This is a genomic window from Faecalibacterium longum (assembly GCF_040094125.1).
Classification (GTDB): domain Bacteria; phylum Bacillota; class Clostridia; order Oscillospirales; family Ruminococcaceae; genus Faecalibacterium; species Faecalibacterium longum.
In genome coordinates this window covers 1-7,196 of sequence record NZ_JBBNIH010000027.1, presented here as the reverse complement: position 1 = coordinate 7,196, position 7,196 = coordinate 1, and the positions used below count along the sequence as shown (strand labels likewise).

Annotated in this window: 8 protein-coding genes; 5 read left to right on the top strand and 3 right to left on the bottom strand. The window is 43.1% G+C overall.

Annotated features, from left to right (window positions below; all coding sequences use genetic code 11):
- Positions 1-156 precede the first annotated feature (156 nt).
- Positions 157-762, bottom strand: a complete 606-nt coding sequence (locus AAAU26_RS00270; protein ID WP_227619719.1) for an XRE family transcriptional regulator — start codon at positions 760-762, stop codon at positions 157-159.
- Positions 763-1,081: 319 nt separating this feature from the next.
- On the opposite strand from AAAU26_RS00270, the gene AAAU26_RS00265 reads away from it, so the two are divergent.
- The 5 genes from AAAU26_RS00265 (at position 1,082) to AAAU26_RS00245 (ending at position 5,317) form a co-directional block, all read left to right on the top strand.
- Positions 1,082-1,336, top strand: a complete 255-nt coding sequence (locus AAAU26_RS00265) for a Cys-every-fifth RiPP peptide CefA (RefSeq protein ID WP_207697743.1) — start codon at positions 1,082-1,084, stop codon at positions 1,334-1,336.
- Positions 1,337-1,412: 76 nt separating this feature from the next.
- Positions 1,413-2,747 carry a Cys-every-fifth radical SAM/SPASM peptide maturase CefB gene (locus AAAU26_RS00260; protein WP_227619718.1) on the top strand — a complete coding sequence of 445 codons (1,335 nt, stop codon included), beginning with the start codon at positions 1,413-1,415 and terminating at the stop codon, positions 2,745-2,747.
- Between the two features lie 5 nt (positions 2,748-2,752).
- Complete coding sequence (locus AAAU26_RS00255; RefSeq protein WP_207697741.1) at positions 2,753-4,408, top strand: ABC transporter transmembrane domain-containing protein; 1,656 nt, start codon at positions 2,753-2,755, stop codon at positions 4,406-4,408.
- Positions 4,405-4,728 (top strand): PadR family transcriptional regulator, encoded by a 324-nt coding sequence (locus AAAU26_RS00250; RefSeq protein WP_097782885.1) that lies wholly within the window; start codon positions 4,405-4,407, stop codon positions 4,726-4,728. Before AAAU26_RS00255 ends, AAAU26_RS00250 begins: the two co-directional genes overlap by 4 nt.
- 1 nt (position 4,729) lies before the next feature.
- Positions 4,730-5,317: a DUF2812 domain-containing protein gene (locus AAAU26_RS00245; RefSeq protein WP_097838885.1), complete on the top strand. Its 588-nt coding sequence runs from the start codon at positions 4,730-4,732 to the stop codon at positions 5,315-5,317.
- Positions 5,318-5,368: 51 nt separating this feature from the next.
- Here AAAU26_RS00245 and AAAU26_RS00240 read toward each other — a convergent pair whose 3' ends face one another.
- Positions 5,369-6,025 (bottom strand): sigma-70 family RNA polymerase sigma factor, encoded by a 657-nt coding sequence (locus AAAU26_RS00240; protein WP_227619717.1) that lies wholly within the window; start codon positions 6,023-6,025, stop codon positions 5,369-5,371.
- Complete coding sequence (locus AAAU26_RS00235) at positions 6,009-6,839, bottom strand: helix-turn-helix transcriptional regulator (RefSeq protein WP_097838887.1); 831 nt, start codon at positions 6,837-6,839, stop codon at positions 6,009-6,011. Before AAAU26_RS00235 ends, AAAU26_RS00240 begins: the two co-directional genes overlap by 17 nt.
- Positions 6,840-7,196 lie beyond the last annotated feature (357 nt).

The following is a 7,196-nucleotide window of genomic DNA, read 5'->3' as shown; positions in this document are numbered from 1 at the left end:
CGTCAGCGCTGAAGCGCTGACACCTCCCCTATCGAGGGGAGGCCTTGGCATTCCGCAAAGCTTTTCCTCTTCGCCAGAGGCTCCCCTACCAGGGGAGCTGTCTGCGAAGCAGACTGAGAGGTTGTACGAAGGACAGCCTTCCCGAAAGCCTCTCCCTCACTCAAACCTCTTCGCCGGTATCACGATCGCCCCGAACAGCGAGGCGATATACGCCACCAGCACCGCGACCCACACCTGCCAGCCGGTGGCACGCTCAACGAAAACTGCCCCCGCCGTGCAGGGCGGCACCAGCACCAGCGACACCATCGACCAGACCCGGAACGCCCGCAGGACGTGCTTCCAGTTTCGGTTGTTGTAATAGATGCCCGGGATGTGGATGTGGAACGCACCCTGTGCAAAGTTGCAGATGCGGTTCTCGTCGTAGTAGCGGGGCAGAGTCTCGGCCATCCAGAACATGGCATACGCCCCGTAGACGACGCCGAAAACCACACCGATGATGAGCAGAGCCAGCGCTCCCTCGATGTCGGCCAGTCCCGCCGCCCAGACGGCCAGCGCTTCTGCGACGCCCAGCACGCAGCAGATGACATACACCGGCAGATACTTCTTCGTCCGCGCCTGACGGCGCTCCGGCGGCTCTGCCGAAAAGGTCAGCGCCTTGCGGATGAGGTCTTCGGTCTCCTCGCGGGTGAAGCGCTGTTCCTCCTCTACCCGGCGTCCCTGCAGAAGCTCGGCCAGCGGCACCAACAGCGAGATGTCCGGCACACTCAGTCCCGTTTCCCTTAATTAAAGATACCACTTACTAAGTGTAACCCACGCTTACAATATTTGACATGATATTTCACAAAAAGCTTTTCTATAACCTGTTCAATGTCACAAAATTCAAAGACACGCTTTATAAACTCTTGATTACTATTACGGTTAACGATATAATTAGCTTGGACGAATCAATGTGTACGATTCTCCATGCCGAACGGTTTCGTGAAGCATCAACCTCATCGTAAATGAGCTTTCATAGTGACTAAGCCACATAGCATAGCTGCTTCCTATGAATAGTTTCACGCACAAAAAAAGGAGATTTCTCATGGAAACTGAATACCTCGGTAATGCGTATACAACGCAGTCTTCAAACGATGGCTGTGTGGCTGTTGCCTGCCCTATTGATGCCGGATGCGCAATTAATGCTTGTGGCACTGCTGCCTGTGGTGCCAATGCCTGTCCAGCAGATATTTGTGTAACTGCGGGCTGTGTTGCGAATGTTTGCATCAATGCTTGTACAGTTGACGGTTGTATTTTCAACCTAACACCGGCTCCCGGCCCATTCTCTCTCGATGACTAAAATTTCTTAGGATTCAAAAATTTCACAATGTCAGATTTAAAGGTTTAAATCGAGGCAGCTATGCTATGGTAATTATATGAAATTTTCAAGATATAATTTAGTCCTGTTTGAAAAAGGAACGGATAAGCCAATTCTTTTTAATACATTCACGGGAAATACATTTTTTCTTTCCTATGAAGCACTCGATTCCATCAAGAAAAATGATATTTCGTCTTTGGATTGCCGCAGCCGCGAATTGTTTTCTCGTGCTGGCGTTATCATTGAAGACACTGTTGATGAACTACGATATTTTTCATATTTTAACAATCGAAACAAATATTTTTCAGAAGTGCTTTCCTCAACTATTATATTAACTTGGTCGTGCAATTTCTCTTGTGTATATTGTTATGAAGGTGACGGGGAAAAAAACGAAACCATGGATCATGAGCATGCGCTCCAATATATAAAATTCATGAAAAACGAAGCTAAAAGCAGACGTTCAAAGTCCATGTATATTGTATTATTTGGAGGAGAACCCTTAGTTAATATTAAAGAGGGCTTGTTCATTCTTGATGAACTTCATAGCTACTGCACCCAAAATAGCATTTCCTTTTCATGTGGCATAATAACAAATGGCACATTACTGAATAACTATGTACTCCAGCAACTTTCTAAACATAATTGTAATATGGTTCAAATTACACTTGACGGAATGCCTGAAGCACACAATTCCAGAAGACCTTATAAGAACGGGAATCCCTCATTTAATGACGTTATAGATTCCATTAAGAAGGTTCTTGCATACCCCAAGATCAATGCCGTCATAAGAATCAACATTGATAAAACAAATATTAATGATACTGACACGCTTTTAAAATACTTGGGAAAATATGGTGAAAACTTAACTTGTGCCTCTATTGATTTTGGCATTGTTAGAAGTTCGACAAGTGCTTGCTCCTCTTATGCTGGAAACTGCTTTGCCGATAGTGAAATTAGCGATGTTCTTGAGCACCTGTGGAATGAATTACAAGTAAACGGATTTGCTTATACTCCCCGTCCAATGCAACGATGGATGTTCTGCGGATTATATAGTGATAGCCAATTTACAGTTACTCCAGATTGTTCCGTTTATAAATGCTGGGAACACGCAGGATTTGAGCAGCATAGAGTTGGAACCATTGATTCCGAGGGTAATCTTATCAATAAAACATACGCATTCTACGATTGGATGACAAGAGACCCTTTGGAGAATCATGAATGTCGAGAATGCGTGTATCTACCGGTCTGTGGCGGCGGTTGCGGTTCCGTTAGTTACAATCAATCTAAAACGTATCATGCGCCAGGTTGTTTTAAAACGAAAGGCGTTGTTGAAAAGCAAATTTTGCATTTTGTGAACGAAAAGATCAAAACAAATGTGGAGGTCAAAAAGTAAATAACTTGAATCGTTTTTTTAATCTATGTAAAAATTCACTTGTCAAATGCCGCAGACAGCTTTTTCTTTATATCGCAATTTGCATCTTTTCAAGTATCTTTTCATTGATTGTTCCATATATCAATGGTACGTTCATAGATTTTCTGACAAGTGGAAATGGAGCAAACGGAATCCTCTTATTTGCAGTTATCTTTGCCGTTGCCAGTTTATTAGGACTATTTATAGGATATATTTGCAATAGACTATATGCAAAACTTCAAACCACTATCGCATTTGATCTTAACAGAAAAGTTATTGTACACTTACAGAAAGTTTCTTTATCTTTTTTCGCCGGAAAAGACGTCTCTTCTCTCAGTCAAAAGATAAATAGCGACTCAAATGTTGTTTCGACCTTTTGCATTTCTCTTTTTCAAAACATCATCGTTAATTTATTTACAATCGTGTTGGGCCTTTTCATTGTTTTCTCATACAATCCCGCAATCTTTCTATTTATTTTTATTCTTATTCCTTTTTACTGCATAGGATACTTCTTTCTCAGAGCTCCACTGTACAGAAGTAGCTATAATTTAAAAGAAAGTCAGGCTTTCTTTTTTTCGAAGTTGTACAGCCAACTCTCAACCATAAAACAAATCAAACTGTTTTCAATTGTTAATTCATTTTCGGATAAAATGACTTCATATTTTGATACTTTAATGTGCTCTGCATTAAAGTATCAAAAAGAGTCATACAAATTCTCTGCTTGGGATACAGTTATTATAACTATTGGACGCATTTTTTTGTTTATATATGGGGGATTCAAAGTCATTCAATCACAAATGACAATAGGAGAATTCACTATTATCACCACTTATTTTTCAATGACGCTTTCAGCTATTCGCTACTTTTTTTCTCTTGGAAAAAACATTCAAGATACCAATGTTTCATACGAGCGGCTAAATGCTCTACTGGATATTCCAGAGGAGCTTATTGGGGATACTTGTCCAAAGCAGGTCAAACAGATCAAACTCAATAATCTTGGACTTATTTTGAACAAGAGGCAAATACTATCCAATGTAAACCTAATATTCGAACAGTCAAAGATATATGTTCTGATGGGCGCAAATGGTTCCGGAAAGAGCTCGTTACTCAATGCCATCGTTGGATTATACAACAGTGATATCATCGGGGATATTTATTACGATAATTATTCTATTAAAGCACTTGATGTTTACACTTTACGCCGCACATTGATTGGTTTTTGCGAGCAAACGCCAATTGTATTCGATGACACCATACGCTACAACATCTATCTTGATTCTGTGCACAACGATACAGTCATTGGGAATAAGTTGATTTCCATCTTACATTTACGCGGGTTGTTTGATAAATTAGAAAAAGGTGTCGACACTCCTATCGACAATAGATTCATTACTCTATCTGGTGGCGAGAAGCAAAAAATAACGCTTATGCGAGCATTGGTGCACAATCCTTCTATAATTCTATTGGATGAGCCAACCTCTGCATTGGATAAAGACAGTATTGATGACCTCAAAAAATATTTAACCTCAATAAAGAAAAATCGAATCATTATAATTTCTACACACGACAAAAATATAGTGGATTTAGCCGATGTGACAATCAATTTGGATAAAGGGCACATATTCGAAGCGGAGGTTCTATGAAAGACTATGTGCAAGGGGGAACCCTTACAGAAGTTACAGATTTAATACTTTTGTCCCTTTATGAACCAAGGCATGGATATGCAATCATTCAATTTGTTGAGGAAGTAACAAACGGAAGGGTATTATTAGGAGCAGGGACATTATATGGTGCTCTATCCTCGTTAGAACAAAAAGGATGGATTAAATTACAAAGCACTGAAAGTACAAGCAGAAAAAAAGTATATTTAATAACACCTTCTGGAAAGGAGGCTGTCCAAACCGAAATAGATCGACTTCATCAATTAATCGACTTAGCGGAAAGGATTTCAAAGGAGATTTAATATGCGCTACAAAAAGGTACGTTTTTTTGGTTGTCTATTATCCTTACAAGAGAAATGGCTTAATAGAATGTCCCAACAAGGGTATCACTTAATAAATACATCACGGGCTATCTATGAGTTTGAAACATGCACTCCGGGGGAATATCAATATAAGATTGATTATATTGGTCACAAGAGTCGTGAAAGCTCAGACAAGTATGTTGAATTTCTTCAAAGCTTAGGATACGTTGTTTTTTTCAAGAACATTAATCTAAACTACTCTCTTGCCAAAGTACAATTTCGTCCGTGGGCTGAATCAGGTGGAAAGCTATCAACGCCTAAGACGACACTTAACAAAGAATTATTGATTGTCGAAAAAAAGAATGATGGAAAGCCATTTGAATTATATACTACCCTTGAAGATAAACTAGCTTTGTATAAATCAGCACAGTCGCCGTGGATATTCTTTTTTTTCATCTTTATGATTATGGCTGTGCTTATGAAATCTTTCATCTATAGTGCGTTAGCAATCACATGCCTTATCATCGTTATTGTCTATTGGTTTCCAATTTATAAGATTATTAAAGAGCGTCGAACAAGGGAAGATTAGCTTTTGTTCTCTATCGTAATTCACTCAATTTAATACAATCTCTCTGCCTATTCATATAAACCACCACGGCAGTTCCAACCACAGGTTATCCATAGCCTGTTCCTCCGTCTTTTTGGCGCGGCCTTTTGTCAGGTGAAAGTATATCGCCGTGCCGATCAGCGGATGTTCCTCGCCATCGGTGAAGCCATAGCGGTACAGCAGATAAGTCTGCTCGCGCTGGGTCAGCCGGTTCAGACCATCGTACAGCTCCCGTCGCGATTCCTGTTCCTCCATAATGCTCTGTGGCTGCATGGCATAAGGGTCAGCTATGGCTTCGATGCGCCGCAGTTGTTCCTCTCCCGGCAGAACATCGTCCAGCGAAACGCGCTGGCAGCACTTGTCCTCTGTCACCATCCGCTGCTCAAAAGCGGCAAAGGCATCCCGCACCATGTCCATCATAGCATTACGGATGGCAGGAGCCGCATAAGTCAGGAACTTCATGCCGCGCGCTGCATCGAACTTTGGCACGGCCTTCCATAAGCCAAGATTGCCCGCCTGTTTCAAATCGTCTATGTCAAGGTTCAAGCCAGACTGTGCCAGATTCATGCTGCGGAAGAGGTCGTTTGCCACCTTGCCGATAAAGGACTTGTTGTTTTCGATCAGGCTGTCCAGTGCGGCGGCACCGCCTTTCTGTGCCAGCGCACAAAGCCGTTCATTCGTCTGCTTCATAGGCGTTTTCCTGCTCTGCGGCAGACTGCAAGATTCCCAACAGGCCACTCCGCAGCTGCTCCAGTGCTTCCGGCGTAGCTCCCTCCATGCCCGAAACGCTGTCCAACATTGCATCCGTCAACTGCTCTGCTGTAATCGTTGGGTGCTGCACGTCCTGCCCCTTTGTCAATTCCGTAAACATTTTCTCTGCCACTTTCTTGCTCATAGCTTCCTGTTCGGCGTAATGGCTCCCGATGCCCTTTTTGATTTCCTTGACCGCCGCCATGAAGTACATCTCAATGTCATCAAGGTCGCCTTGATACACTGGCTTTCTCCGAAGGCTGATGTCCTTTGCGGCTTTAGCTGCTGCCGGGGTTTTGACCTTTGTGCGCAGCAGGGTGCTCAATGTCGTGAGCATGGCATTCTGTGCCGCAATGCCGGACGCAAACGTATCATCAAAATACTGTGCTATACGGTAAGTAAGCTCTGCAAAGCGGGCGTTTTCCAGCAGCAAGTTGACTACCTCTGTATTGACGCGCCCTGTGTAGAGGTTCTTTGCTGCTTCTACGGACAAGCCCAGTTCGGCAATGTCGTAGTTTTTGCGATCAGGGATATTTGTTTCTCCCAGCAGAAAATCCGTAGATACGTTGAACAGCCTTGCGATTTTCAGTGCCTGCTCATGGGTCAGGGTTCCTTTTGCCCCACTGATAAAGCGGTTTATGGTGCTCTTGGAGCAGCCGATCTCCTTGGCAAGCTCCTGTTGGTTGATGTTATGTTCTTTCATCAAGTCCGCAAGACGGACGTTGGATGGTGCGGGCAGATATTCCTGTGCCATGTGGTCGGCCCTCCTTTTGAAAGCTCAATCTTTTTACTTATTATAATATATCTGCCCGTTCTGTTCAATACGACTTTTTTCGCTGCTCTCGCTGTTGCAAATCTGCAACTGGTGAGGGCATTTTTCTTTTTACGTTGCAGTCCTGCCGCTTTTTCGCCCTTCCTGCAAAATTTTCCGTATATTCAGGCACAAGGCAAAAAAACACCAGAGTTCCCACGCTGGGTACTCTGGTGAAACGCACGAAACAAAGGAGGAATGCCCTTGAGCCTGTATCAAACTGTCAAGTCCGCCATCACCGTTCGGCAGGTGGGAGAGATGTACGGCATGGAGCCCGACCGCCATGGCATGGTGTGCTGT

Coding starts and splice junctions, on each gene's coding strand:
- AAAU26_RS00265 (WP_207697743.1), top strand. CDS start 1,082: ATGGAAACTGAATACCTCGGTAATGCGTATACAACGCAGTCTTCAAAC.
- AAAU26_RS00260 (WP_227619718.1), top strand. CDS start 1,413: ATGAAATTTTCAAGATATAATTTAGTCCTGTTTGAAAAAGGAACGGAT.
- AAAU26_RS00250 (WP_097782885.1), top strand. CDS start 4,405: ATGAAAGACTATGTGCAAGGGGGAACCCTTACAGAAGTTACAGATTTA.
- AAAU26_RS00245 (WP_097838885.1), top strand. CDS start 4,730: ATGCGCTACAAAAAGGTACGTTTTTTTGGTTGTCTATTATCCTTACAA.
- AAAU26_RS00240 (WP_227619717.1), bottom strand. CDS start 6,025: ATGAAGCAGACGAATGAACGGCTTTGTGCGCTGGCACAGAAAGGCGGT.
- AAAU26_RS00235 (WP_097838887.1), bottom strand. CDS start 6,839: ATGGCACAGGAATATCTGCCCGCACCATCCAACGTCCGTCTTGCGGAC.